This is a genomic window from Hyalangium sp., from assembly GCF_045802625.1.
Lineage (GTDB): Bacteria > Myxococcota > Myxococcia > Myxococcales > Myxococcaceae > Hyalangium.
Genome location: NZ_JBJMQP010000082.1, coordinates 17,212 through 42,969, shown reverse-complemented (window position 1 = coordinate 42,969; position 25,758 = coordinate 17,212). Strand labels below are relative to the sequence as shown.

General features: G+C 66.0%; 15 protein-coding genes and 1 pseudogene. 8 read left to right on the top strand and 8 right to left on the bottom strand.

The features are described 5' to 3' along the window. Nucleotides 1-22: 22 nt before the first annotated feature. Nucleotides 23-3,658 (bottom strand): protein kinase domain-containing protein, encoded by a 3,636-nt coding sequence (locus tag ACJ8AT_RS15695; protein WP_407738542.1) that lies wholly within the window; start codon nt 3,656-3,658, stop codon nt 23-25. A gap of 413 nt (nt 3,659-4,071) precedes the next feature. On the opposite strand from ACJ8AT_RS15695, the gene ACJ8AT_RS15690 reads away from it, so the two are divergent. After that, nucleotides 4,072-4,200 (top strand): hypothetical protein, encoded by a 129-nt coding sequence (locus ACJ8AT_RS15690; protein WP_407738541.1) that lies wholly within the window; start codon nt 4,072-4,074, stop codon nt 4,198-4,200. Between the two features lie 99 nt (nt 4,201-4,299). Here the strand turns inward: ACJ8AT_RS15690 and ACJ8AT_RS15685 are convergent, their stop codons facing one another. Next, nucleotides 4,300-7,872: a DEAD/DEAH box helicase gene (locus tag ACJ8AT_RS15685; protein ID WP_407738540.1), complete on the bottom strand. Its 3,573-nt coding sequence runs from the start codon at nt 7,870-7,872 to the stop codon at nt 4,300-4,302. 167 nt (nt 7,873-8,039) lie between these two features. Here ACJ8AT_RS15685 and ACJ8AT_RS15680 point away from each other — a divergent pair, with 167 nt between their 5' ends. The 3 genes from ACJ8AT_RS15680 (at nt 8,040) to ACJ8AT_RS15670 (ending at nt 13,898) form a co-directional block, all read left to right on the top strand. Continuing rightward, complete coding sequence (locus tag ACJ8AT_RS15680) at nt 8,040-9,428, top strand: spondin domain-containing protein (protein WP_407738539.1); 1,389 nt, start codon at nt 8,040-8,042, stop codon at nt 9,426-9,428. Nucleotides 9,429-9,584: 156 nt separating this feature from the next. Beyond that, nucleotides 9,585-12,356: a DEAD/DEAH box helicase gene (locus tag ACJ8AT_RS15675; protein WP_407738538.1), complete on the top strand. Its 2,772-nt coding sequence runs from the start codon at nt 9,585-9,587 to the stop codon at nt 12,354-12,356. Between the two features lie 471 nt (nt 12,357-12,827). Next, nucleotides 12,828-13,898 carry a DNA/RNA non-specific endonuclease gene (locus tag ACJ8AT_RS15670; RefSeq protein WP_407738537.1) on the top strand — a complete coding sequence of 357 codons (1,071 nt, stop codon included), beginning with the start codon at nt 12,828-12,830 and terminating at the stop codon, nt 13,896-13,898. Here the strand turns inward: ACJ8AT_RS15670 and ACJ8AT_RS15665 are convergent. From ACJ8AT_RS15665 to ACJ8AT_RS15655, 3 genes and pseudogenes are all read right to left on the bottom strand, one after another. Continuing rightward, nucleotides 13,893-14,109: pseudogene (locus ACJ8AT_RS15665) on the bottom strand (IS5/IS1182 family transposase); the annotation flags it as partial. The gene ACJ8AT_RS15670 and the pseudogene ACJ8AT_RS15665 sit on opposite strands and share 6 nt — an antisense overlap. A gap of 38 nt (nt 14,110-14,147) precedes the next feature. Next, entirely contained in the window at nt 14,148-15,494 is a 1,347-nt protein-coding gene (locus ACJ8AT_RS15660) for a hypothetical protein (protein WP_407738536.1), read from the bottom strand. A gap of 77 nt (nt 15,495-15,571) precedes the next feature. Further along, nucleotides 15,572-15,871: a hypothetical protein gene (locus ACJ8AT_RS15655; protein ID WP_407738535.1), complete on the bottom strand. Its 300-nt coding sequence runs from the start codon at nt 15,869-15,871 to the stop codon at nt 15,572-15,574. Nucleotides 15,872-15,951: 80 nt separating this feature from the next. Here ACJ8AT_RS15655 and ACJ8AT_RS15650 point away from each other — a divergent pair, with 80 nt between their 5' ends. Together ACJ8AT_RS15650 and ACJ8AT_RS15645 are read left to right on the top strand one after the other, a co-directional pair. Further along, nucleotides 15,952-16,716 carry a hypothetical protein gene (locus ACJ8AT_RS15650; protein ID WP_407738534.1) on the top strand — a complete coding sequence of 255 codons (765 nt, stop codon included), beginning with the start codon at nt 15,952-15,954 and terminating at the stop codon, nt 16,714-16,716. Then, nucleotides 16,713-18,239, top strand: a complete 1,527-nt coding sequence (locus ACJ8AT_RS15645) for a hypothetical protein (RefSeq protein ID WP_407738533.1) — start codon at nt 16,713-16,715, stop codon at nt 18,237-18,239. The genes ACJ8AT_RS15650 and ACJ8AT_RS15645 overlap by 4 nt, the downstream gene beginning before the upstream one ends. Nucleotides 18,240-18,266: 27 nt before the next feature. On the opposite strand, the gene ACJ8AT_RS15640 is transcribed toward ACJ8AT_RS15645, so the two are convergent. Continuing rightward, nucleotides 18,267-19,589, bottom strand: coding sequence for an ATP-binding protein (locus ACJ8AT_RS15640; protein ID WP_407738532.1), 1,323 nt, complete (start codon nt 19,587-19,589; stop codon nt 18,267-18,269). A gap of 487 nt (nt 19,590-20,076) precedes the next feature. Between ACJ8AT_RS15640 and ACJ8AT_RS15635 the strand changes: the two genes are divergently transcribed. Next, nucleotides 20,077-21,933 (top strand): hypothetical protein, encoded by a 1,857-nt coding sequence (locus ACJ8AT_RS15635; protein ID WP_407738531.1) that lies wholly within the window; start codon nt 20,077-20,079, stop codon nt 21,931-21,933. Beyond that, nucleotides 21,921-23,387, top strand: a complete 1,467-nt coding sequence (locus tag ACJ8AT_RS15630; RefSeq protein WP_407738530.1) for a flavin-containing monooxygenase — start codon at nt 21,921-21,923, stop codon at nt 23,385-23,387. Before ACJ8AT_RS15635 ends, ACJ8AT_RS15630 begins: the two co-directional genes overlap by 13 nt. A 71-nt stretch (nt 23,388-23,458) precedes the next feature. Here ACJ8AT_RS15630 and ACJ8AT_RS15625 read toward each other — a convergent pair whose 3' ends face one another. Both ACJ8AT_RS15625 and ACJ8AT_RS15620 read right to left on the bottom strand, forming a co-directional pair. Beyond that, the gene (locus ACJ8AT_RS15625) at nt 23,459-23,953 is read right to left on the bottom strand and encodes a tetratricopeptide repeat protein (RefSeq protein WP_407738529.1); all 495 of its coding nucleotides are present in this window, start codon (nt 23,951-23,953) and stop codon (nt 23,459-23,461) included. Between the two features lie 108 nt (nt 23,954-24,061). Next, nucleotides 24,062-25,696, bottom strand: coding sequence for a DUF1521 domain-containing protein (locus tag ACJ8AT_RS15620; RefSeq protein WP_407738528.1), 1,635 nt, complete (start codon nt 25,694-25,696; stop codon nt 24,062-24,064). Nucleotides 25,697-25,758: the final 62 nt, after the last annotated feature.

The window sequence follows — 25,758 nt, the reverse complement described above, 5'->3', positions numbered from 1 at the left end:
AACTTAAAATCCCCGGCTTAGATCAAGGAGTAGTCGCGGTGTTTTGCTGCAGCAGCACGAGTTCATTCGTCCACTTGTGCTTGAGGTTCGGGTTGGCGGAGAGCGCCTGGGTGAAGTCGTCCAGTGCACTGCTCCGCCAGTTCTTTTGCTCCTGCTTGGAGGTGCTGAGGTCAGCCAGCGCCACCAGCAGTTTGGCCCGAAGAATTCGCGCGTCGGGGGCGCCTGGTCGGGCTGACAAGACGTGCGTAGCCAACTCAAGGCCGTGTTCCAGCACATGGCGTGCATCGGAGCTAGCCCCCTGCTGCCAAGCAGCCCAAGCGAGGCAAAAATGGCCAAAGGCGAGCCGGTATTCTTGCGCCTCCGGCGCCAACTCCAGCGCTTTCTCATAGGCTTGAGCGGCCTCCTCAAATCCTTCCTCATTTCCCTCTCCCTGAGAAACTGCCCAGCGGGCACGGAGCCCTCGTATCTCGCCAAGATAGAACCAGGACTGCGCGTGGTTAGGGTTGAGCGAGAACGCCTTCTGCAGGGCTTCCGAGGCGAGTGCCAGGGATGGCTGGGGAGTTCGCCCACGCTCCATCTCGGTCGAGGCCTGGATAGAGTAAATCATCGCCAGATTCGCCCAGAGGAGTACGTTGCCCTCGAGTCGGGGGGCCGCCTTCTTGAGAACTTGGACGGCTTTCTGGAGGCTTGGGAGCGGATCTTCGCCACGGGATTGTTGATAACGTGCTTGGCGAGTCAGCACTTCACCGACATTGAGTTCGCCAAGCCCATGCTGAGGGGCGACCGCAGTGGCCTGCTCAAAGACGGCCCTGGCCTGCGCTAGAAAAGGGAAGGGATCTTCTCCCCTCTCCCAGGCCTCCGCGGCCTGTTCGAGCAGTACCAGCCCCAGTCCATTGTGAAGCTGAGGAATTTGGGGATTGATGCTGAGTCCCTGGCGATACATGTCGATAGCGCGGGTCAACTCTGGCCGAGCGTCCTCGCCGCGCCCCCGAAGGTGCTGAGCCAGTTGGTCATGGACCCTGCCTGCATAGAAGCAGGCCACAATATGGTGGGGATTCAGCGAAAGCGCCTTGTCCAAGGCTCGTTGGGCCTGTTTGAGATCGTCCCCGGGGTTGACGCTCTTGGGATGGGTGGAGCGGGTAAAGTACGTGGTGCCGAGATCGATCCACACATCCGGCAGCTTGTCATTGAGCCGCAGCGCGGCCAGATAGGCATCAAGCGCTTGGCCCCGGTGCTCTAGGGAGTTCAAACCAACTTGGTCCTCGTAATCGGCCCACGTCTGGAAGGTGAGGCCGAGCTGGACATAAACATCGTCATCGCGGTCTTTTGATCCGATGCCCTCGAACATTTCCATGGACTTGCGCAACTGATCGCGAGGATCCTGGTTGCGATCAATAAGAGACTGCCCCCATCTCCAGTAGCTCCGGCCTAGCTCCTTCCGGACTTCGAGCCGCGTCGGTGCAAGTTCCAAAGCAGCTTGTGCGGCCACTACTGACTTCTGGTGCACCTCCATCGAATCCTGCCCCTGATTCGACCGGAACTCTGCTAACCGGCGAAGAAAGCGTGCCTCCAACAAGCGCGCCCGGTAGTCATCGGGATTGGCCTGGAGCGCGCGTGACACTGCCTCCTGGCCACGGGTGAAAGGGGGATGCACCGCGCCCTTGCCGTACAACTCCATCACCATATGTGAGTACTCGAGTTCCGCCATCGCAATGTGCACTGTGAAGGTGCTCTCTCCAATGGCCGCTGCATCCGCATACGCTTTGCGCCCTGCCTCGAAATCAGCTAGCGCCTGCTCTGGCTTGGCTTCGTTGACGTAGCGGTTGGCGCGGGCAAGGAAAATGTCTCCCCGTAGCTTGGGGGCCTCGTAGAACCAGGAGAGTTCACCCCTGATTGTCTCCAGGCTTGCGAGCGCCTCATCCCACCGGTCCTCGTAGAAGGCGAGCAGTGCAGCCACATACGCGGTGGAAGGAACCTCGGCGCCCTCGCTTTGCCGGAGGTAGGCCAGCGCAGGAGCCCGGTAGCGGTGTTCGATCTCGCGCTTTCGTGCTTCACGCTGCTCAGAGTTCCGGATGCGCTCGGCCTCCAGCAGTTGCTCTTGGTACAGATGCCCGTTCACCAGGGCCAGCGCATAGGCCACGCGGGGCTCACGGAAGCCGTTTCTCCAGGCTGAGTCGAGGTACTCGTGGGCCTTGACCTCGTCTCCCAGTGCGAGATAGCCACGCCCCAGCGCGTAGTGGCCGGGCCCCACCGCCTGTTCACCGGCCTCTTGGATCTCGGCCTCAAGCGCTTGCATCCGCGCACGAATGACCCGCTGGTCCACCCGCGTGTCATGCAGGCGCGAGAGGTCCGAGTAACGCGCCAGCGCTTCGACTCGTTCCACCGATTCGGTGAAACGCCGGGCCAAGCGCTCGCGCACAGCGGCCTCTCGGCGCGCCATTCCTCCCCAGCCCAGGGCGAGCAGCACCACTACCACCGCCGCTGCCACCAAGGATACTAGGCGCCGGTGCTTGTGAAGCCGCTTGCGCAGGCGGTACCAGGCTCCGGTGGAGCGGGCGTGCACCGGCTCACCCAAGAGGAATCGCTCCAACTCCTCGGCGACGGCACGTGCTGAATCATATCGAGCTGAGCGCTCCTTCTCCAGACATTTAAGTGCGATGGCCTCTAGATCTGCGGGGATGTCTGGTACCAGTGAGCGGGGAGGGCGTGGCTCCACCTTGAAGATGTTGTTGAGCACCTCCAGCCCGTTGTTCCCGGGGATGGGAGGCTGGCCCGTCAATACGCTGTAGAGGGTGGCTCCGAGGCTGTAGACGTCCGTCCGGCGATCGAGATTGGAGACCTCTCCCCGGGCCTGCTCCGGTGACATGTAGTGAGGCGTTCCTAGGACCGTGCCGGTGGCGGTGTTGCTTTCATTCCAGTCGCGCGCCAACCCGAAGTCCATCACATAGGGACGCAAGGTGCCATCATCGGCACGCTCCACCATGATGTTGGAGGGCTTGAGGTCACGGTGGATGAGGCCCACGCGGTGCGCCTCATGGACACCCTCGGCGGCATCCCGTAGCACCAGCGCTTTCTGCTCGATAGTGAGTTCACGGGCGAGTGCGCTCAGCGGTCGTCCTTCGATGAACTGCATCGCAATGTAGACACGGCCCTGGACCTCGCCGACCTCATAGACCTTGCACACGCGCTCGTGGTTCACCCGCGCCTGGGCTCGTGCTTCGGAGAGGAAACGCCGGGTGAGTTCGGGGTCTTCGCCGCGAACGAACTTCAGGGCCACGTTCCGGCTCAGCCGCGGGTCGTATGCGAGGAACACCCGCCCCATCCCGCCTTCGCCCAGAAAGCGCACACATTGGTAACGCTCCCAGTCCATCACAGGGAATGCAGGAACTTCGGAGGCCCCCTCCTTTTGAGATGCTACAGCTTGGCCGTCGATGGTGACGGTCTCGTCTGGATCGTCATTTGTTGGCTGCCCGCTGGTACGCACCCGCGCGATCAGTCCAACGAGCATTTCCTCAGAGATGCGGCCTTGCTCGTGGAGCAGGGCTAGCGGGGCTCGCGCTAGGCGGAGGGCTTCCTCGCGCAAGGAAGCCACCTCATTCTCTGACAGAAGCCCCTCGGCAAGGGCCACGCGCAACTCCGCCTCAAAATCCTGATTCATTGGGAACACTCCACTTGATGTCCCAGCTTACTCACAAGCTTGTTTCGTTCCTAACCTAGGGTGTGGTTGACGTGATCAGCGGGGTTTGATCTTCATGGGGATCAGCGTTGGACTTGGAGACGCTGAGGAGGGTGTTGAGCCAGGGTGAGCAGGCCCGTGATGTAGTGCTCCCCCAGCAGCCGACTCAGCACAAGGCGAATGCACTCGGCCAGCCTGCCCCCTTTCTGTCTTGCTGCTCTATCAGGTGGGACGCGGGCTGTCCTACTTGACAGGTTGCTGCGGACGCTCTCGTGTTCTATGGCTTGGGCCATGAGCCCTACACCTCAGGTGGTTGACCGGAAGCATGGAGTTAACCCGGTTGATCGGGGTAACTCCAGCTCCTGGCCCAGCTGCGCGAGGATGGAGAGACCCTCGTGGTCAGGGCCGACATGATGCTGCGAGACATGCTGATGCAGTCCGAGCCCGACCCGTTCTTCATCACGGACCACTACGAGGCGTATCCGTGGGCCCTCGTGCGGCTGGCGAAGGTGCGGCGCGAGTAGTTGCTCGATTTGCTCGAAAAGGCGTGGCGGCAGCAGGCGCCGAAGCGGCTGGTGCAAGGCTACGAGCGCCAGCAATGACCCGAGTTCCGCTCGGGCCGCTCAGTGCACGGTCCGGGTGAGCGGCTCCTCCTTGTCGTCCAGCCTCTCGCGAGGCGAGTCGCCACCCGCCAGCAGCTCCAGCAGATCCTTCGTGGTCAGCCGCGCCGCGACGTTCGTCCCTTCGAGGACGCCGGCCACGAGCGCGCGCTTGTCCGAGTGCAGCGAGAGGATCTGCTCCTCGATCGTCCCGCGAGCGATCAGCCGGTACACCGTCACCGGCCGTGTCTGTCCAATGCGGTGGACCCGATCGGTGGCTTGATCCTCGACGGCTGGGTTCCACCACGGATCCAGATGGATGACGTAGTCGGCGGCGGTGAGGTTGATGCCGGTTCCTCCCGCCTTGAGCGAGATGAGGAAGAGCTCGCCCTCGCCATCCTGGAACGCCTGGATTCGCTTCGCGCGTGCCGCCGCGGGCGTCGCTCCATCAAGGTACTGGTAGGTGAAGCCCGCACGCTCCAGCTCTTCACGGACCAGCTCCAGGTGCGAGGTGAACTGGCTGAACACCAGCGCCCGATGGCCCTCGCTTCGGAGCTCCTCCAGCAGCTCGAGCAGGCGCCGCATCTTGGAAGAGGCGACACCCGACTGCGAGTCATACAGCCGCGGATGCGACGCCAGCAGCCGCAGCCGCGTGAGCGCTGCGAGCACCTGGAAGCGCTGCTGCTCATTGCGGAGCCCCTTGCCCTGGGAGCTGACCTCCGCGACCGCCGCGAGCCGCGCATCCTCGTACAGCGTCCACTCCTCCTCGGAGAGCGCCACCGGCACCTGGATCTCCGTTCGAGGCGGCAGCTCCCGCGCGACCTCCTGCTTCGTGCGCCGGAGCAGGAACGGACGCAGCACGCGGGAGAGGGCCGCGTTCGCCTCGGGATCCTTGCCGCGCTCGATGGGCGCGGCGAAGCGCTCGCGGAACTGCTCCCAGCTCCCGAGCAGGCCCGGAAAGACAATCGCGAACAGGCTCCACAGCTCTCCGAGGTGATTCTCGAGGGGCGTTCCCGAGAGCGCGATCCGGAAGCCGGCGTTCAACTGCCGCGCGGAGCGGGCTCGCCGGGTGTTGGGGTTCTTCAGCGCCTGGGCCTCGTCGACGACGAGCGTCGAGAACTGCAGCGCGCTGAGGCTCGCCACATCGCGCACCAGCAGGCCGTAGCTCACGATGAGCACGTCGCTCTTCTTGAGCTTCGCGAGGCACTTCATCCGCTCCGGCTGCTCGGCGTAGAGCACGGGACGCAGGCTCGGGGCGAAGCGCTGGATCTCCTGGACCCAGTTGAAGGCCACCGAGGTCGGCGCGAGGACGAGGGCAGGCCCCAGCCGTGCGCGATCGAGCAGGATCGCGAGCGCCTGCACGGTCTTTCCGAGCCCCATGTCATCCGCCAGGCACGCTCCGGCGCCCCAGGCCGCGACGCGGCTGATCCACGCATGGCCTTCCACCTGGTAATCGCGCAGCGTGGTTCCCAGCGAGGCGGGCGGCCTGGGCTTGAGCGAGAGCGACGAGGCGAGCCGCTCCGTCAAGAGCTGCCACGTGGGCTCGGCGTCGACCTCGGCCCCCGCATCGAGCAGGGCGCTGATGGCTGGGACCGCCCCAGGAGAGAGCTCCATGCGGTGCTTTCCCACGAAAGTGTGATCCGCCACGGCGAGCAATCGCTGGCGCAGGATGTCGCTGAGCTCGACCCACCGCTGGGAATCAACGCGCACGAAGCGCTTCTGTCTCCGGGCCGCGTCCAGGAGCACGGCAAGCTCGAGCCGGCCCGCCTCGACCTTCAGCTCTCCCGAGACGCCAAACCAATCCCGCTTGCGCTCGACCTGCACCTTCAGGGCCTCCGGGCCGACGGAGGAGGCGATGAACGGCCGGGCATCGACCCACTCGACCTCGAGACCCTTCGGCGGCTTCTGCAGCGCGGAGACCAACTGCAACGCCTCTTCTGTGTCGCCGATCCGGAAACAGAACGGCGGCCCCTCTTGAGCCGTGGCGAGGGGCAGGGGAGTGATCGCCGCGCGAGCCCGCTCCTCCTCCTGTATCAGCTGGCGGCGCACGTAGCCGCGCTCTCCATTGCGCGAGAGCAGCACATCCCGCGGGCCCACCCCGGGATGGAACAGCGGCGCGCCCGGTCCCGGCCGCACGAGCAGCTCGAGCTCGAGGGACACATCAGGAAGCAGGCGCAGGCGTACGACGGGGGTTGTCTCCGTCTGAAGCTCGCGGCCCTTCATCGTGGGCGGGACAACGAGCGGAAGACGCGCCTCGAGACGAGACAGTCGTTCGAGCAGCTGCTCGTGGCTCTCCGGTGGGAACTGATCGCCATGCCGCTCGAGCACGCTCCAGATCTGCCGCGCCTCTTCGTTCACGTCGATGAGCAGGCAGCGGTTGCGTGTCTCCTCGACCGTGCACAGCGGCTCTCCCGGAGCGAACGAGCGCAGCAGGGCTCCCAGGAGCTTTGGGCTGAAGCGCTCTCCCTCGATGGAAGGCTCGAGGCGGATGTGCTCCCCGGCCGAGAGCGCGGTGAAGCCCAGCTGGACGCGCTTTACCTCGATCGGCTCTTCGGGGCGAAGGTCGATCACCACGTGCGGATGTCCCACGAGCGCCAGGAACGCTCGCGAGGGGTACGTCCCGGCCGCGCGAGACGCCGGAGCCCACGAGGCGAGGTTCTCGGCGATCCGGAGCTCCGCCTCGGAGAGCAGCTCGCGATGCTCTTCGAGCAATCGGGCCGCGGTCATCCGTGCGCCAGCGCTCAAGGTGCCTCGGCGGGTCTGCTTCTTCACGAGCGGCGACACCGTCAGCGCGCCCAGCTCATGCTCGATACACCACCAGACCTCGATCGCCGCGCGAGGCTTCGCCGCCACCGCCTCGAACAGCTCGAGCTCTTTGAGCGCGCGGGCCCAGCTTGGGCGAAGGAGCTCCTCGGCGATGCGCTGGGCCTCGGCGGCCCGGGCGCCGTCATGGAGGAGATCCAGCGTCGTGTCGATGAGCGCGAGCGCGTGGACGCAGCCGCGCTGCCGGGTCCCGCAGTTGCACTCCACTCGGCCCTCGAAACCACCAGGGAAGGTCAACCGGGCGGACACCCAGACGGTGCCGTAGTCCGGACCCGCGCGAACGACGCGCTCGCGCTCCTTCCACGTGAGCGAGCACGTCGCCGCCTCGAAGCTCCAGGCCGCCAGGGCTCGCTGCTCGCGCGAGCGCGGAGGGGCGTGCGGCCGGAGCGTGCGGCGCACCTCCAACAGGCGGTTCCACAGCGGCGCCAGCGCCTCGTCCGCGTGCGACTCGGGACGCGCTGCCTCCTCGGAGAGCGCCACCTGGACCGAGCGTGCTTCCTGCTGGAGCAAGGCCCACGTCGCCTCGGTGAGCGCTACCTCCAGGCCTCTGCCGCGTGCGCCGCCATGACGGAGCGCGCCTTCTCTCGAACCGACGTCCCGGAGCGCCAGCCCGTTCAGGGCATACCGGAGCCCGTTTCTCTGCGCCTCATTGATGGGCAGGTCCGAGAAGAGGACCTCCGCGGACACCGCGAGCGCGTGCCGGACCTGGTGCTCCTCGGCCCAGCGCTCGAGCTCGGCTCGCGTCGCGAAGGGACCTTCGGACACCACGGTCACGGCAATGGCTCCATGCTGGGCGAGAGCGACACGGGCCGCGCACTCTAGCTCAGCCTACCGGCGGCACCATCGCCAGGGGATGTAACCGGTTTGCTCGGCCTGCGTACAAGAGAGCAGAGCGTCGCTACCCCGGCGACGAGTTCCCCCTTCCTCTCTGGAGTTGCACCATGATCGACATTCGCGCTGGACGTGTATCCGCCCTCCTGGTCTCCGCGCTGCTGGCCGCGGCCTGTGGTGGCCAGGACTCTGCTTCGGAGCCCCAGAACCCCAACGAGGCCACCACCTTCAAGGTGCGGCTGGAGAACGTCGCCCCGTTCACCCAGCTCAAGTCGGGCGTCTACAACACGCGCATGGGCGGCACCTCGCCGGGCCCGCTGGCCCCGGGCGACGCGTACGAGGTCTCCTTCACCGCCGGTAGGGGTCAGAAGCTCTCGTTCGCGTCGATGTTCGGGCAGTCGAATGACTGGATCTTCGCCACCGCTCCGGGCGGCATCGAGCTCTACAAGGACGGCTACCCCATCTCCGGGGACATCACCTCCAGCGTCTCTCTGTGGGACGTGGGCACCGAGATCGACGAGGAGCCAGCGGTGGGGCCCCACACGGGCCCGAACCAGGCCACTTCGACCGACGGGCCCGGTGCTCCGGACCCGGACGCGACCTTGCGCAAGGTCATGCCGCTGACGCGGCTGTCCAATGGCAACTCGTTCAATGTGCCGCCGGTGTCGTCGATGATCCGCGTCTCCCTGCGCTCGGACGCGGTCTCCCGCCGGTTCACCCTGCGCATCGAGAACGTGGCCAGTGACACCGCGACGCTGCAGACGTCCCAGGGCTTCAAGCCGGTGCGCATCTCGCCGGGAGTCTGGACGGTGACCACCGGCGGCGAGCCCCTGTTCTCCGAGGGCAAGTCGGACCGTGGGCTGGGGCTGGAGGCGATTGCCGAGTCGGGCAATGTGACGCAGCTCGCCACCGAGCTCACCAACACCAGCGGTGTCGCCACGCCGCTGTCGCCGGGCGTCTACGTGGTGCACCGGGCGGCTGCGCCGCTGTTCAAGCTGGGCGAGCCTGACCGCGGCCAGGGCCTGGAGCGGATCGCCGAGGAGGGCAACGTGACCCCGCTGGCCCAGACGCTGAGCGCGGCGATGCCCTCGGGGACGAAGGTCGGCGCCTTCTCCTCTCCGAACGGTGACTACGCCACCAGCCCGCTGGTTCCTGGCACGGGCTACGAGTTCGAGGTGCAGGCCTTCCCGGGGGATCGCTTCTCGCTGGTGACGATGTTCGGCATGTCCAACGACTGGTTCTTCAGCACCGCGCCGGAAGGCATCGCGCTCTTCGACGAGGCGGGCCAGCCCCTCACCGGAGATGTCACCGCGATGATGCACCTCTATGATCTGGGCACCGAGCTGTCCGAGGAGCCCGGGGTGGGCCCGAACATCGCCCCCCAGCAGCCCGCGGCGAACACGGGTGCGGTGGACTCGGACAACCGGGTTCGCGAGGTCCCTGCCTCCGTCTACGGGACGCCGGCGCCTCGCCACCTGAAGCTGACCATCAGCCGCTGAGCCTTGGGTAGCAGGGGGAAGCTGCCCGGCTGTACACGAGAGGGGCCGCTCGGAAGGCATGGAGGGTCGGGGATGCGACGTCTGGGGAGGCGTCGCCCCGTTGGGAGTGATCCTCGCGCTTCCGTGCAGGCCCCTCTCGTGGCGTGATGTCCCGGCGTGCGCACTCCCACTGATCGCTACCTACCGGACCACGACGCCTTCGTCTCCACCGAGCCGCCGACAGGGCGCGTCATCATCATCGCCCCCACGCGAGCCGCCTGTGAGACCATCGAGCTGGCCATCGGGCTTCGCCTGGAGACCTACCTCGAGAAGCACCACGGGCCGCGAGTCCGCGAGCTGGCCCGAGCCGGGAAGGGGTTCGGGATCGTCGCTGGCACTGGGACTGGCAAGACGCTCGCCATCCGCTCCATCGCCGAGGAGATCGTCGGCCAGGGAGGCGCCACCCCGCTCCGCGTTGGAGTGGTGAACCGCGAGCGCGAGGCCACGCCCGACACGCCCACCTGGAACGTCATCATCGTGACGACGGGCATCGCGCGGCGCTGGTTCCAGAACGGCGACATCCTGCCGCATGACACGCTCATCATCGACGAGATCCACCAGACCTCGGCGGAGCTCGAGCTGTGCCTGGCGCTCGGCAAGCGCGTGGGGGGCCGCTTCATCTGGCTGTCGGCCACGGTGGATCCGACGCTCTACGCGCGCTACCTGAACAGCGCCGAGGTGCTCGAGGTCCAGGCGTTCGATCCGAACAAGGTCGCCACGGTGGTGGTGGAGAGCAAGCAGCCGCTCGGGTTCCTCGACGACACATTCCTGCGGTCCGTGGAGCGGGAGGAGCGCGGGGTGGGCGTCTTCCTGCCCACGCGGGCCGCGGTCGAGCAGGTGGCCACGCACGTGCGCAAGCGCTGGCCGAGCATCAACGCGGCGTACTACCACGGCGGTGAGCCGATCCGCGCCATCCGGCCGTTCCTCGAAGGGACGGAGCCTCGGCCCTACCTGCTGGCGATGACGGCCGCGGGGCAGAGCGCGCTGAACGTGCAGGGGCTCGACACCGTGGTCATCGACGACACGCGCTTCGCCAACATCGTCGAGCGCGGGCGCAACGTGCTCACGCGCGTCCACCTCGGGAGCAACGAGCTGCTCCAGATGGCCGGGCGCGTGCACGGCCGCGTGGAGGGCGGACGCGTCTTCATCCTGAGCGACCGCGCCATCAACTTCTACGCGCTTCGCCCGACGGAGCCCGAGTTCCAGCTCGCGGGCGACTCGGAGCGCGTGGCGCTCACGGCCGCGGCCCTGGGAGTGCAGGTGGATGCGCTGGATCTCCCCGTGCCGCTCGATCGCATCGCGTACCGGCGCGCGCTCCAGCGGTTGCAGGCGCGCAACATCATTGACGAGCACGGAAAGCTCTCGCAGTACGGCCGCGCGGTCGAGTCGCTCCCGGTGGACCGGGCGTGGGCGGAGCTGATCGTCAACGGCGAGGACGCCTTGCTCCCGTTCCTGGCCGTGAGCAGCGCCATCGAGTCGCTCCACCGCATGACGCGCGAGGAGCGCAACCTGGACGGAGTGCTGGTGCCCGGCAGCGATCACCTCACGGCCTACAACCTCTACGCGGATGCGTACCGCGCGGCGGGCTACATCGGCGAGGTGTACGGGCTGCCGCGCCACCTGTTCGAGCCGGAGAAGATGGAGCGCTGGGCCGAGCACCGCGGCGTGCTGGTAAAGGCCGTGGAGGACGCGGCCCTGGCAATGGCGAGCGTCTACCGGAGCGTGGGAATCGCCTTGCCCTCGCGCCTGCCGTTCGCGGGAGATCGCGTGTTCCGCCGCTTCGCGGACCTGCTGGCGCGCTTCATGCCGTTCGATCTCGTCATCGACGAGCGGACATCGTGGGGGGATGAGGCTCGCATCTCGAAGACGAGCGTGTGCGGGAGCTTTGGCGCGGTAGCGGGATCGCTGCGGTACTTCGCCGATCGCTACGGCACGACGCAGGCGGCGATCGAGGGCACGCAGATCCCGCTCGATCTGCTGCGAAAGTACGCGCGGCGCACCCGCTCGGAGCTGGCCTATGACTCGGGGCGCAGATCGCTCGTGCTCGAGTGGCGCGTGGAGCACTCCGGCTTCGAACTGGAGCGCGACGTCCACGTGCTCCGAGCCTGGGAGCCGGAGCTGGCCGACATGGCCCGGCACGTGCTGGCCGAGGCGGCGGCGCGCGGGGAGACGCAGCACCCGGCGGTGCGCCGCAACCAAGCGGCCATCGATGAGGTGCGCGAGGTGTGGCGCCGCTCGGGCGGACGGACGGCGAAGCTCGGGGAGGCGGAGCTGACGGCGCTCTACGAGGCGCAGCTCGAAGGGGTGACCACCATGGATGAGTTCCACGCGCGCCCGCTGGAACTCGATCTGAATGCGCTGGTTCCACCCGAGACGCGCGAGAAATACCTGGCATTGCCGAGCGCCGTATTCATCCGCGATCGCGAGGTGGAGTTGGGCTACGAGGTGGAGCAGCCCAAGTCGGGAGCACCCATCGGCGTGGTGCGGCTGCACCTGCCGGAGAAGCTGGCGCGGACGCTGGTGGAGGAAGAGTTGCCGGTGCTGGATCGGCCGCTGCGCTTCGGGGTGTTCCGGGGCCGGCGCGGCGCCGTGCGTGCGGATACGTTGCTCGAGCTCCAGGAGCAGCTCGATCTGCCGTGGACGCCGGACGAGGTCGAAGCCGCGCGCGACGACCGTCGCCGGAGCACGAGCGGACGTCCGGAGATGCGCCAGGGTGGCCGCTCGTACGAGCGCGAATCCTCACCGCGCAGGCATGGGCACCACGCAGGAGGCAAGCCCAGGGGCGGTGGAGGCCACCGGAGCGGGAGCCAACATGGCGGAGGAGGGCGCGGCTCAGGCGGTGGAGGCCGAGGTCGCGGTGGCCCTTCGAGGCGCGGCGGCCGCAGGTGAGAACTCAGGGCATGGAGAGTTCCGCCGTCGCGAGCATCATTCCAGCCGTGTTCCAGGTGTCAGCGGCATAGTCATAGATTGCCGCTGTCGCTCCCGGTTCGCCGCCTCCCCCTCCTGCGATGAGAACGTTGCCGCCGGGCAACACTGTGGCGGTGCACCCATCTCTTGAACTTGGATCGAACTCTTCAGCCGACGCAATATCGACTGATCCAGTGACATATCCTCCCACAACGAGAATCCCTCCGCCCGGCAACTGTGTCGCAGTATATCAGATAGGGTGCCCACCAGATCAGACCTCTCTGCCCCTGTCGTTGTGGCGCACACCAGCGCCGACAGGTGAGAGGGGGACGGTGGACACGCGAGTTTCGGATAGGCTAAGCAGTGCCAGTAGAGCTTTCTACCGCAAGACTCCACAGTCGCGCGGAGAGTTGAGATATAGCGATTCCGACCCAAACGACCAAAGAGGGCCAAATGACAAAGCTTTGCCAGACATGCAAATTCCTACCTGCAATGATCGCAACGGAATTTTGTCTTCGCCACATGCCGAAGCACAAGGCCCGAGGAAAAGATGGTTTGCACGATAAGATGTTCGATATTCCATTGGGAGTTCCACGCCCAGCGTGGGCAGGGCTTGTGAAAATTACAGGCGCAGACGGAAAGGGTTTAGGTAAACATAATGGGCAGAATGCGTCTGGGGTCGAGGGCGTCATTGTTCCTATCACGACGAGAGGTCGCGGCAAACCTCCAGAGCCAAACTCGCGTCAGAAGACCGGCAACAGTCAGGGAACAGACAAAGGGCATTTAATGGCTCTGCAGTTGGGCGGACCCGACAGAAGCGAAAATATCATCGCTCAACCAAGCGATTGGCAACGTACAGGATTCTGGCGCAAAATGGAGACCGCCATATATCATTTTGCCTGTACGCTAATGAACGCCAACCAAGCTAAGGAATCTGAATTTCCACTAACAGTGAAAGAACTCCAGGCGCTCGCTGTTGCCAAATGGCTGCGCAAAAACACAGCACCCTTCGAGCCCAAAATGCTGGAGCACTTCATTATGAAAGCCTTGCCTACGCCAAACTATGTTGTGAAGATGAATCTTGAATTAACATCCCCCCCATCAGGGGAAAAACTCTATAATATTGGGCTTCATGTATATCCATGTGACAAGCAGGGTGGTGCGGCGCAGTTTTCGCTAATGGTCGTATTGGAGGAACGCAAAAATTATTTTGATAAAGGCTATGTTTTGGTTCCTTCTCGTTCTTGGAATAAACCGGTTGAGATAAATGCGTTTGAGATAAATGCGTTTAAGCAGCTAATTAAAGAAAGTCTTTATAAGCATCTTCCACTTGAAGGAATTGGGGACGTAAAACAAATTTTGTCTGCTCTTGAATTTTTTACCACTAAGGAACCGGTTGTCACCAAAGAACAATGCGAGGAGTTCATTTCACATGAGCAAGTGCTTGAAAATGCTAGCGATTTAATGGTGGAGGAGATATCAAAAGAGACTGCGCAAGATATTATGCAACCTGAATTAGGCTGACTTGGCAAACAGCTCTCCATTCTTCGGTGCCCACGGCTTGCAAAGCACCTCGCCCCCGTTGTCCAGCACCTCGCTCACCACGGGACTGCCGATGTAGCCGCGATCAATGTGCAACTCTTCGATATGCGCCCCTGTCGCGCCAGGTCTTACGCCCGTGGCGCATCTCCCCGTCTTCCTCCGAGATGCGCCTGTCCGCAGCCACGGCCTGACGGAAGTGCCAGAATTGATGCCACCCTTCTCAGGTGAGACCTACGGCTTGTCCGAGAGGACGATCGAGAACGGATACCTCATCTCGTCCCGCAGGTCGGGATCGTACGCCCCCGTCGGCATGGCGGTGACGATGAGCGTGCGGTGGTTATCCGCCGCGAACTTCAATTGTTTGGGGCCCGAGGAGAGCTCCAGCACCTCCCCATCGGAGTCCGGCGTAAGCCCAGGCACGGCTTGCACGATGAAGCGGCGCTGAGGCGCACCGGCCGGCACTTCCAGCGACACGTAGACCGTCCGCGGAGTGGACGCGCCGGCCGACAGCTCAAGGTAGCTGGTGCCCAGCATCATCGGTGCGTTGTCGGTGATGCTGATCTTGCCCGGCGCGGCCTCCTGCCGGGCCGCCAGCGCCAGCTTCGCCGCCTTGAGGTTCTCGAGCCCCTCCTTGAAGTGATGGAAGTGGCGATCATCCACGTGGTCGCCCGTGTACCAACGCCAGCGCGAGAACTCGGGGACGGTGGCGACGTAGCTGGAGCCCTTGTCCTTCAGCATGCCGTCGAGCGCATCGGCGAAGTCCGGCTCGTTGAGCGTCTGATCCTTCTCCGCGCCCGGCGGGTTGCGCGAGTGGAGCCACATGTCCGACAGGAACCGCGGCTGGCCCCCGAAGAAGCGATCCTTCAGGTAGAGCAGATACATAGACGAGCCGTACATGTACCAGGTCTCGTACTTGTCATCGCGATCCAGCGCCCAGTCCGGGTGGGCCTGGAAGTCGTCGAAGTACGTCTTGATGTAGCGGTTGGCGTAGATCTGATCCGTGAAGACCGCGGACATCTCGAAGGTGATGGGAGCCTCGTACCAATCGTCCGCGGCCTGCGAGGCATGCGCCATCTCGTGGACGACGGTCTCCTCGAGCTCGGGGCCGCCGTAGGGGCCCCACGGATCGACGACCATGAAGCCGCGCCGGTCATCCCACGGCGTGGAGGGCTCTCCCGAGAGCACATTCACCAGACAGCTCCGGTGCCCCTTCCACACGAACACATCGAACGCATCATCGGGGCCGCACTCGCCATGGTCCGTGATCGCCGGGCGCATCCCGAGCTGGTTGACGTGGTAATCCCAGCCCTTCTCGACGTACGCGAGCACCTGCTGCGCCGTCTCCCGCTCGACTTCCTTGTAGTAGTGGACGAGCACCGGGAGCTTCTCGGAGCGGATCGAGTACGGGAACATCTGGTTGAAGTCGGGCCGCCCGCAGATGGGAGTGCCTTCCGCCAGCGGGTGCTTGTAATTCAGCGAGTCGCCCGTGACGGCGTGGGTCGGACCGCAGCCGGCGAGGGCCAGGCCCAGCCCGAGCGAGGCCACCCACGGCAGGAGACGGGAGCGCGAACGAGGCATCCGTGGAACGACAGCGCTGGCAGCTGAGGACATTTCTTTTCCTTTGCGTACGAGAGTCGGGGGCGTGTCAGTCCAGCTCAATGAGGGCCGGTATCCCTCGGTGGCCGAGCGAGCGTCCGCATCACCACGGAGCGGCAGGCGCTACAGATGACGCCTTTGTGCTCCCAGTGGATCTGCTCTTCCCACTCGCGTGGGTCCTCGGGTCCCGCTTCGAGCTGCCGGAGGATCGAGGCGAGTTCATCGCCTGCCCCTTTGCTGCCCGACGTATCGAGCACGTCCTGCTCTCCCTCCAGGACGAGGGTGAAGCGGTAGTACAGCTCGCTCGGGGCGAGCTGCCGCCCGCATGCGGTACACGTCTTGGGGGATGGCCCGGACACGAGGGTCCACACTAGCCAATCGTTGCCTTCAAGGGGGCCACACGGTTGGATGCGCCGCCGTGATGAACCCGTCCCGCAGTGTGCGTCGCTCCCTCGCTCTGCTCAGCCTGCTCCTCGCCACGAGCGCTGCCCGAGCGGAGTCCTCTTCACCGCCCGCTCCGGCGGCGCCTCCGGCCGAGCAGGGGAGTGAGCCCGCCGAGGTGCCTTCCCCCACGCTCACCGCGCTCTACCCGCTCTGGGAGAACACCGGCATGGTGCTCCCTCACCGCGGCCTCTATCTGGGCACCAGCAACTCGGAGCTCGGCCTCTTCGATGTGGCGCAGCTCGGCGTGCGCCCCCTCTCCTTCATCTTCCGCACGCCCAACATCCACGCCAAGGTGCGGCTGCTGGCTCGCGAGCGGCTCTCGGTGGCCGCTCATGTGGAGGTGGACGTCTTCCTGCCCGGCGCGAGCGAGGCCTTCACCTCCAGCAACTACATCTCCCGCCTGGACACCCAGGACATCCTGCTCACCGTGGTCCCCGTCGGCGCCACGGCCTCGTACGAGGTCCTCCCCTGGCTCTACCTGCATGGCACCGCCACCGTCATGGGCATCTTCGACAACGGGCCGTACCAGGATCGCCTGGTGCTCGGCACCAACCTGGTGGCCGAGTTCCTCGCGCTTCAGCACCACTCGGTCCGCATCCACCTGGGCGAGGTGGGCTACTGGAACCATGACTTCGACATGCTCGGCGCGTCCTATTGCTACCGCCGCAAGTGGTTCGAGCTGCAGCTCGGCTACTTCTACCGCTTCTTCAAGCAGGGACGGCAGACCAACCCGATGATCGCCCTGGGGGTGTACCTGTGAGGCGCTGGCTGCTCGTGCTCCTGCTCTCGGCGCTCGCCGCGCCCGCGTGTGACTGGGAGCACTACGCGATGATGAACAGCATCCCCGCCGAGGGAGACTCCTCGCTCAACCCTCGCGTGCGTGTGTACCTGGGGCTCGATGGGCTCTCGTACGACGCGGTGACGCGAGCCAGAGAGCGGGGCGCTTTCGATGGGTGGAACCTCTCGCGGCTCATCCCCATGTTCCCCGCCACCAGCGACGCGAGCTGGACGCGCATCTTCCACAGCGCGCGCTTCGCCGGGTACGAGTTCGGCCACTACGATCCGGTGAAGGACAAGGTCTACAACAAGGCCCTGGGGGGAATGCTGGTGCACCTCGTGCCGCCGCTGGAGGAGGTCTCCTTCATGGTGCCGGACTATGCCCAGACGCCCGCCTACTACAAGGCGTTCGACTACCACGCCAGCTCCTACCTCGACGCGCTCTGGAGCTACGATCGCCCCGTCTACGGCTACTACCGCGGGCTCGACAACGTGTTCGAGGCGCTCGCCGGCCGCAGCCAGGTCCAGCAGACCTTCACCGCCTATGTGCTGGAGACGGACGTCGTGGGGCACATCCGCTCCGAGGAGGATGTGGCCGACGTGCTCGTCTCCCTGAGCGAGCGCATCGAGAAGTTCAAGCGCGATCACCCCGAGCGCACCTTCGTGTTCACCCTGTTCGGAGATCACGGCATCGACGGGATCGCCAAGCCGGAGGACAAGGTGGTGGACTTCCGCGACCAGCTCCACTCGGCGGGAGTCACCACCGTGGACTCGCTCGAGGACGCGGACAAGGTGGACGGGCCCGCGGCGATCGCCATCCTCCACACCCGCGTCACCTATGTGGCGATCCATGCGCGGCCACGCTGGATCTCCGAGGTGGCGCGCCGGGCCTCCACGTGCGCGGCGGCGGACCTGGTCTTCGCTCGCGGCGAGGCGCCAGGGCCGGATTTCCCCGAGGGCCTCGAGTGGGTGAGCGTCTGGCGCGAGGGCAACCGCCTGGCGAGCTTCGGCTACGAGGCCGCCACGGACTCCTACTTCCTGCCGAGCGATGCGGACTGGGCGGCGCTCGAGCTCCCCGTCACCTTCGCTCAGGACGCGCGCTACGGCGTCTTCAGTGACGAGGCGCTGTTCTCCCTGAGCGTCGATCGCACGTATCCGGACTTCTTCTTCCGGGCCCGCACCGCGTTCGAGCCGATCAGCGTGGAGTTTCCCTCGGACATCGTGGTGTCCTATCGCTACCCGTTCATGTCGGTGGGCTACCAGGCGCCCATCAGCAGCTTGAACGGGGTGGGCACGGCGGGCAGCCATGGCGCCATGGAGCGGCTGGGCAGCACCGCGGCGCTGCTCTCCGAGGAGCGCGAGCTGCCGCCCGTGGTGCGCTCGGACACGCTGCTCGGGTTCTTCCCGGCCCTCGTCGAGCACATCCAGGAGCGTGGAGTCGAGCTGATCCCCGGCGCGCAGGGCGCCGAGCTCGATTACGACGCGCTGCCCCCGCCCGCGCCCTGAGGTGCTCCCGGGCGCTGAGGCTCGGGCTCATTCCCCGCTGGCGCGCCGAGCCGGTTCCATGGACTCGGCAGGGCGAGCGCCGTGGACGTTCGTGGGCAGGAAGACCCGGAAGGTGCTGCCTCGGCCGGGGTGGCTCTCCGCCGTGATGTGGCCTCCCAGCTCCTTGATGATGCCGTGGCAGATCGACAGGCCCAGCCCCGTGCCTTCATTCGGCGGCTTGGTGGTGAAGAACGGAGCGAACAGCCGCTCCAGGTTCTCCTCCGGGATGCCCACCCCCGTGTCGCGGATGGACACCATCGTCAGCCCCTCCTCGTGCCGCGTGGAGAGGCGGATCTCCGCCGACTCTCCTCCGCGCGGCGGCAGCGCCTGAACGGCGTTGATGATCAGGTGGAGGAACACCTGCGCCAGCTGGGACTCGTTGCCATACAGAGGAGGCACCGCCCCGTAGTCCTTCACCACGCGGGCGCGGTGCTCGAGCTCGCCCCAGGCCATGTTCAGGCACGAGTCGAGCAGGGCCGGGAGATCCACCAGCCCCGGCGGCTCCGTGGGTTTGCGCGCGAAGAGCTTCAGATCGCGCACGATGTCCCTCACCCGGCAGCTCCCCTCGAGCGTCTCTTCCAACGCCTCCAGGAGCTCCTTCCCGCGCTCGCCCTGGAGGAATGTGCCCTCCTCGACGAGCGTGTGCAGCTCGTCGTTCAGGTAGTTCAGGTTGCTGAGCATGTAGGCCAGGGGGTTGTTGATCTCGTGCGCCATCCCCGCCGTCAGGGTGCCCAGGGAGGCCAGGCGCTCGGTGGCCACCAGCCGCTCCCGCAGCTCCTCCTCGGCGTGGCGCCTGCGCTGCTCGCCCCGCCGCCCCGCCAGCATCGAGCCGCAGGGGGCCAGACACGGCTGCAGCAAGCAGGTGACCGCGTCGTCATAGCCACCGGGACGGTTGGCCAGCCCCACCATGCCCACCAGCTCCCCACCTGAATGGAGGGGCAGCCCCAGGAAGGCGCTCAGCGGGCGCTGTCCCTCGGGCTGGCTGCCATGGACGTTCGCCGCGAGCAGGTGGTTGGACACCACGCGCTGGCCGCTGATGAGCACGGCCTCGAGGAGGTTCCACAGCACGGGGGACTGGGCCCACGCGAGGTTCGTCACGGTGTGCGGCTGCAGCGTGGGCTTGCCTTCGGGGCCGCGGACCACCTCGGCGATGAAGCCACCCTCGCTGCCCGTCAGCTCCAGCAGCACCGACAACAGCGGATCAAAGAGTCGTGGCGCCGGCTGTCCCTGGATGAAGGCGGTCTGGACAGCGGTCAGCACCTGCAACAGACGGTGGCTCGCGAGCAGTGCTGGCTCGGACGTAGGCGTCATCTCTCCCGCTCCCGGTTGGGTGTGGTCGTCCTTGGATGTGCCGGAGGCGGTTGCGTGCGGCACAACCGGTACGGCCCCCCTCCGTGTCAGCCATGATACGGACCCTTAAGGAGGTGGCGGACACCGAGGGCGGAAGTTTCTTTCTGGATTGTAGGCTGGTCGACGGATGCCCTGGCGGGCCCTGGCGAGCGCGGCGCGCGGCCCCAGGGCCTCTAAACGTTACTGGGACTTACTGGAAATTCCAGATTTGGCCTTGTGGTGACTCGGCTCCCTGTTTACCATGGGGCCGCTGTGCCAGGGCTGCGTCAGGCATCCTCTTCCCAGAGGGGAAACGGCCTGAGGTATCGCAGGCACGCGATCCAGGGCCGCGGCCAGCCCCCCCATGGGCCGACCGTCCCTTCCCGTCAGGGCTCCCCGTGGAGCCAAGGAGCGCAGAGTGAAAACAGAGTTCAGCAGGAAGAGAAATTGCTGGCAGGCCACTGTGCTCGTGGCGGCCATCCTTGGCGCATGTAGCCCCGTGCAGGAGAACCCTGGGGAGGCCGAGGAGCTGGCCACGGAGGACAAGCCGCTCACGGGTGTCACGCTGGGCCTGGGCACTGGCAACTTCTACACCGCGGGGTATCAGCCGCTGAGCAACTACGCGGAGCAGGCCTTCTGCGAGTTCTCCAACCTGGGCGCCAAGTGGATCCGCATCGAGGCGGACTCGCCGGGCGTGGACGCGGAGACCTACCGGCGCATCGTCCAGAAGGCGCACGCCAAGGGCCTCAGTGTGCTGGTGGAGGTACCGGCGCGCTACTGCGGCTCGGACACCAACCAGCAAGACATTGATGCGTTCACCACCAGCTACGTGAACCACCTGAGCTCTCTGGCCACCAGCACCTTCACCGGGACGACGGCGACGGGCGAGACGGGCGCGGCGGACGCGTATGAGATTGGCAACAAGCCCAACGTCACCGAGGCGCTCTGCCCGGACGGCGTGGCGCGCTTCCGCGTGGCGCCCAACGCCTTCGCGTGGCTGCTGCGCCGCACGTGGGACTGGAAGACGGCGAATGGCCGCCCGGAGCTGATGGTCAGCGGCGGCGTGATGAACACCTTCACCACCCAGCCGTTCTGGAACTCGCTGGTGACCTCGCAGGCCTTCGTCAACGGCAGCGCGAAGATCCGGCCGTTCGATTACTTCGGCATCCAGCCGTACAACAATCCCCCGGGCTCCGGCACGGATCCCGTGGTGGATGCGGGCTATCTGAACTGCATCAACTCGGGCCTCACCACGTGCTTCGTCCCGTGGAGGAACAACGTGACCAACGGCCTGAAGGCCGCGGCCACCCGGCTCAACACCGCCACGGGCACCACGGACACCAAGCTGTTCGCCACCGAGTTCGGCTTCCAGGTCATCTCCGGCCCCACCTGCGGCCCGAACGTGGAGAACTGCACGCTGTTCCTGAGCGCCAAGACGGGCAGTCCTCCCATGGATCCGCCTCCGTTCCTGCAGGTGGCGGCGGCCATGGCGGCCGCGGGAGACGCGCTGGTGAACAGCGGCGTGACGCCGTTTGGCATCTGGCGCGACTACCGGGACGACGCGGACGGGAGCAAGGGCTTTGGCCTGCGCGCCAACTGGGATCCCAATCTCACCACCGGCCAGAAGTATGTGGTGAAGGCGGCGGCCTGGAACAAGTACCGGAGCATGACCGGCAGCACGGGCAACACCAACCCCGAGGCCTGCTGGATCAAGGGCGCCTACGTCGCGGTGGACTTCGAGGGCATCTCTACCCAGCGCACCACGAATGCCGGCGACTGGGCCTATAGCTTCAACAAGGGCGAGTGCGCCCCGGGCGAGCGGATCATGGGCCTGTCCAAGTCGACCGCCAATGGCTGGGCGCGCCAGGGCCTCTGCTACAAGGATCCGCTGGACGCCAACCGCTACATGCACCCCCCGCTGAGGGACCCTGCCCCCGTACCGCCGCCCCGGCTCTGCACCGTGCGCAACGTGATGAACGGCAGCGATCGCGGACAGCTCCTCTCTCCGGCGAAGCCGCCCACGTTCAACCAGGACTGGGATTCCGGCAACTACCTGGCCGAGTGCGCTCCCGACGAGTATGTCGCTGGCGTGGCGCAGTCGCCGGACGCTCACCAGTTCAGCCACGTCCTCTGCTGCCCGAGCACCGTGACGCCGAGCTCCTGCTCCACGGTCGTCTTCGCCACCGCGGACAACCGGGAGTCGACCGAGTTTGGCGACTGGGACAGCGCGGGCTACAAGGGGCAGTGCGGCGTGGGCCGCTACGTGGCTGGCGTGAGCCGCACGCCCGCCGGCCAGCCGCACGCGCTGCTCTGTTGCAACCAGTAACCGAGGTCGAGGTCGCCATCGTCGGCTCCGGCTTCTCCGGGCTGGGGATGGCGATCTCGCTCAAGAAGGCGGGGCTGGAGTCCTTCCTGCTGCTCGAGAAGGCGGGCGAGGTGGGGGGGACCTGGCGCGAGAACACCTATCCCGGCGCGGCCTGTGATGTGCCCGCGCACCTCTACTCGTTCTCCTTCGAGCCCAACCCCGCATGGAGCCGGACGTATGCCTCCCAGCCCGAGATCCTCGAGTACCTGAGGCGCTGCGCCAGCAAGTACGGGATGGGGCCGCACCTCCGCTTCCATGCCGAGGTGACGAGCGCCGAGTTCGACGAGGCTCGCGGCGGGTGGACGGTGCACATGAAGGACGGGCAGCGCATTGGGGCGCGCTCGCTCGTGCTGGGCAATGGGGCGCTGCACCTGCCGGCGTACCCCGCCATCCCCGGGCGGGAGTCCTTCCAGGGCCCCGCGTTCCACTCGGCCTGCTGGAGGCATGACGCCGAGCTCGCCGGCAAGACGGTGGCGGTGATCGGCACGGGCGCGAGCGCGATCCAGCTCGTGCCCCAGCTCGCGTCCCGCGTGCGCCAGCTCTACCTGTTCCAGCGCACGCCGCCGTGGATCCTCCCGCGGTTCGACAAGGCCTTCAGCCCGGAGCGGCGCAAGCTCTTCGAGCGGATCCCCCTGCTGCGCTGGCTCTACCGCGCCGCGCTCTACTGGAACAGCGAGTGGCGTGCCGCGCTCTTCCTGCGCGCGGGCGGGCTCAACCGGATCGTCGAGTGGGTGTCGCGCCGGTACCTGGCCCAGAGTGTCTCCGATCCCAGGCTGCGCGAGCGGCTCGCGCCGAACTACCGGCTGGGCTGCAAGCGCGTGCTCTTGTCGAGCGACTACTACCCGGCGGTGCAGCAGCCGAACGTGGAGCTGGTCACAGAGGGGATCGAGTCGATCGGCCCGCGAGGCGTGCGCACTCGGGACGGGGTGGAGCGCGAGGTCGACGCCATCGTGTATGGCACGGGCTTCGATGTGTCGCGCTACCTCGCGCCGATCCGGATCGTGGGCAGGGGAGGGCGCGAGCTGAACGAGCTCTGGAGCGGTTCGCCCAGCTCCTTCCTGGGCATCACCGTGAGCGGGTTCCCGAACCTGTTCCTGCTCATGGGGCCGAACACGGGGCTCGGCCACAACTCGATGATCTTCATGATCGAGGCGCAGGCCCGCTACGCGCTGCAGTGCATCCAGGCGCTGCGCACGCGGGAGCTACGCTGGATGGAGGTGCGCCCCGGGGTGCAGGCCGGCTTCAACGAGCAACTGCGGGAGAAGCTGGCGCAGACGGTGTGGCAGTCCGGCGGCTGCCGGAGCTGGTACCAGACGGCGGATGGCCACAACTCCGCGATCTGGCCCGGCTTCACCTTCGACTACTGGCTGCGCACGCGCCACGTCCACCTGGGCGACTACCTGTTGCAGCCGTAGCCGGCCCTCCCGTCCGTGGACGGGCGCGGGGCGCCCAGGCTCTCGAGGTGGCGGAGCCTGGGCGCTGGGGCTCACTTCTTGGGCGCGTCTGGGGTCTCGGCCATATTCTGGAGCAGCTGCAGGGTGGCCCGGGCCCGCTTGGTGGTGTCCCGGCTGGCCTGCGGATCCAGCTTCAGCGCCTGCTGGATGTCCTGGAGCGCCTCGGAGATCTTCCGCTCGCGCATGTACAGCTCGCTGCGGCCCACCAGGGCGTCCACGTTGGCGATGTTCAGCTCGAGCGAGCGCGTATAGGACGCCATCGCCTCATCGAAGCGATCCAGCCGCGCGTACGTGGCGGCCAGGTGACAGTGGAAGACGCTGTCATAGGGCGAGGCGGCCACCAGGCCCTCGAAGACGTCCAGCGCGCCCTGCGTCTGGCCCGACTTGAACATCTCGTGTCCCATCGCCGCGATCTTGTACAGGTTCTCGGGGGACATGCCGAGATACTGGCCCGGGGTAATCTCTCCCAGGATCAGCTTCTCCGCCAGCTCAGGGTTCACTTGGGACTTCGGGGGCTCCGAAGCCATCCGCGGTTTGAATCTCAAGACTGCCTCCATCAGAAACGAGAAAGGGAGGTGAACGCGCCAGGGCGAGTCCACCTCCCAATCATGCAGCGGTTCGGGGCCTTCCGTCTATCAGCCCTGGAACATGTGGTTGCGGTTCGTGTTGATGCTCTTGCTCAGGTTCTGGAACCGGAGCAGCGTGTCCATCATCCGGCCGATCTGGGCGAAGGAGCGCTCCAGGACATGCTGGCGGCGCTCGGTGGCCGGCTGGCGGCCCGGGGGCACGATGCCGGGGTTCTGCTGCGAGCGCTTGCCGAGCACGTTCTCGAGGTTCTTCAGCGACGAGAAGACCTGCGCCAGCGAGCGGAACATGTCCACCATCTGCTGCAGCTTGGTGGTCAGGTCCTTCAGGTTGGTGGTGGGCTTCGTCGAGGGCGAGGTGGACGGCGTGGTGGAGGGCGTGGTGCCGGCCGCCATGTCATTGCCGGTCTTGATCGTCTCGCCCTGGTTCTCGCTGCCGGTGACCTCCTTGCCGTGGAAGGTCCAGTCGTCCGTGTCCTTGCCCATCACGAACACGTCCCGGCCCTCGTTCTGGTTCATGTAGTTGTAGCCGTCGTGCGTCAGATCGCTGACCCGGCCCTTGCCCTGGTCGATCCCGTTGATCTGCACGCGCTCGTTGCCGGCGATGATGTCCAGGTCGCCCGTCACCGTGGCGCCGTTGCCGTAGGGCTTGCAGGAGATGTTGATGCGGGTCCCGTCAGGCAGCACCATGGTGCTGTTCTTCTTGAACTGCCACTCGCCGCCGTCGCTCTCCTTCACGTGCGGGTCGCCCCACACCTCCGTCGACTTGCCGTCCGGACCGGTGATCTTCCAGTTGAACTTCTCGGTCGCCTCGATCTTGTAGCCGCCCGGGGTGGTGATCACGCCCTTGTCGTCAGCCGACAGGTGGCCGGTGGTGCCGCCGGTGGTGCCGCCGGTGGTGACGTTGTTGGAGTTGTTCGGGGAGCCCGCCGCCATGCTGTCGCCCAGCGTGAGCTTGGCGCCCTGATCCTGGCTGCCGGTGATCTCGCGGTTCATGAAGGACCAGTCATCCGAGTCCTTGCCCATCACGAACACGTCCTTGCCGTTGAAGTCGTTGACGTGCTGGAAGCCGTCGTGGGTGATGTCGCCGACCTTGCCCTTGCCCTTGTCGATGTCGGTCACCTTCACGTGATCGTTGCCGGCCATGATGTCCAGGCTGCCGGTCACCGTGGCGCCGTTGCCGTAGGGCGTGGTGTTGACGTTGATGCGGGTGCCATCACCCAGCACGAAGGTGCTGTTGTCCTTGAACTGCCACTCGCCGCCGTCGCTCTCCTTGACGTGCGGGTCGCCCCAGATGTTCGTCTCCTTGCCGTCCGGGCCGGTGATCTTCCAGTTGAACTTGTCGGTCGCCTGGATCTTGTAGCCGCCCGGGGTGGTGATCACGCCATCCTTGTCGGCCTTCAGGCTGCCGGCGGGGTGGGTGGAGTCGGCGGGGGCGGGCGTGGAGGGGCAGCCCGAGCCCGCGTTCTTGAGGACATCATCGATCGACTTGCCCTGGCCCTGGCCCTGCGCCTTGGACAGCAGCTCCAGCTCCGCGGTGGCGACCTTGACGGCGGCCGTCAGCGTGCTCACGGCGGCCTTGACCAGCTGCTTCTCCGCGGCGTTCAGGCCGTCCTTCAGTCCAGCTCCCCAGCTCTGGAGGGTCTTGGGGGTCTGGCCCAGCGTCGTCTTCGTAGTGGCGTTCATGGGTACTATCTCCTTGCGTTAAATCGGGCTGGAGGAGGCTCCTCGGTTCCGGCGCGAAATCG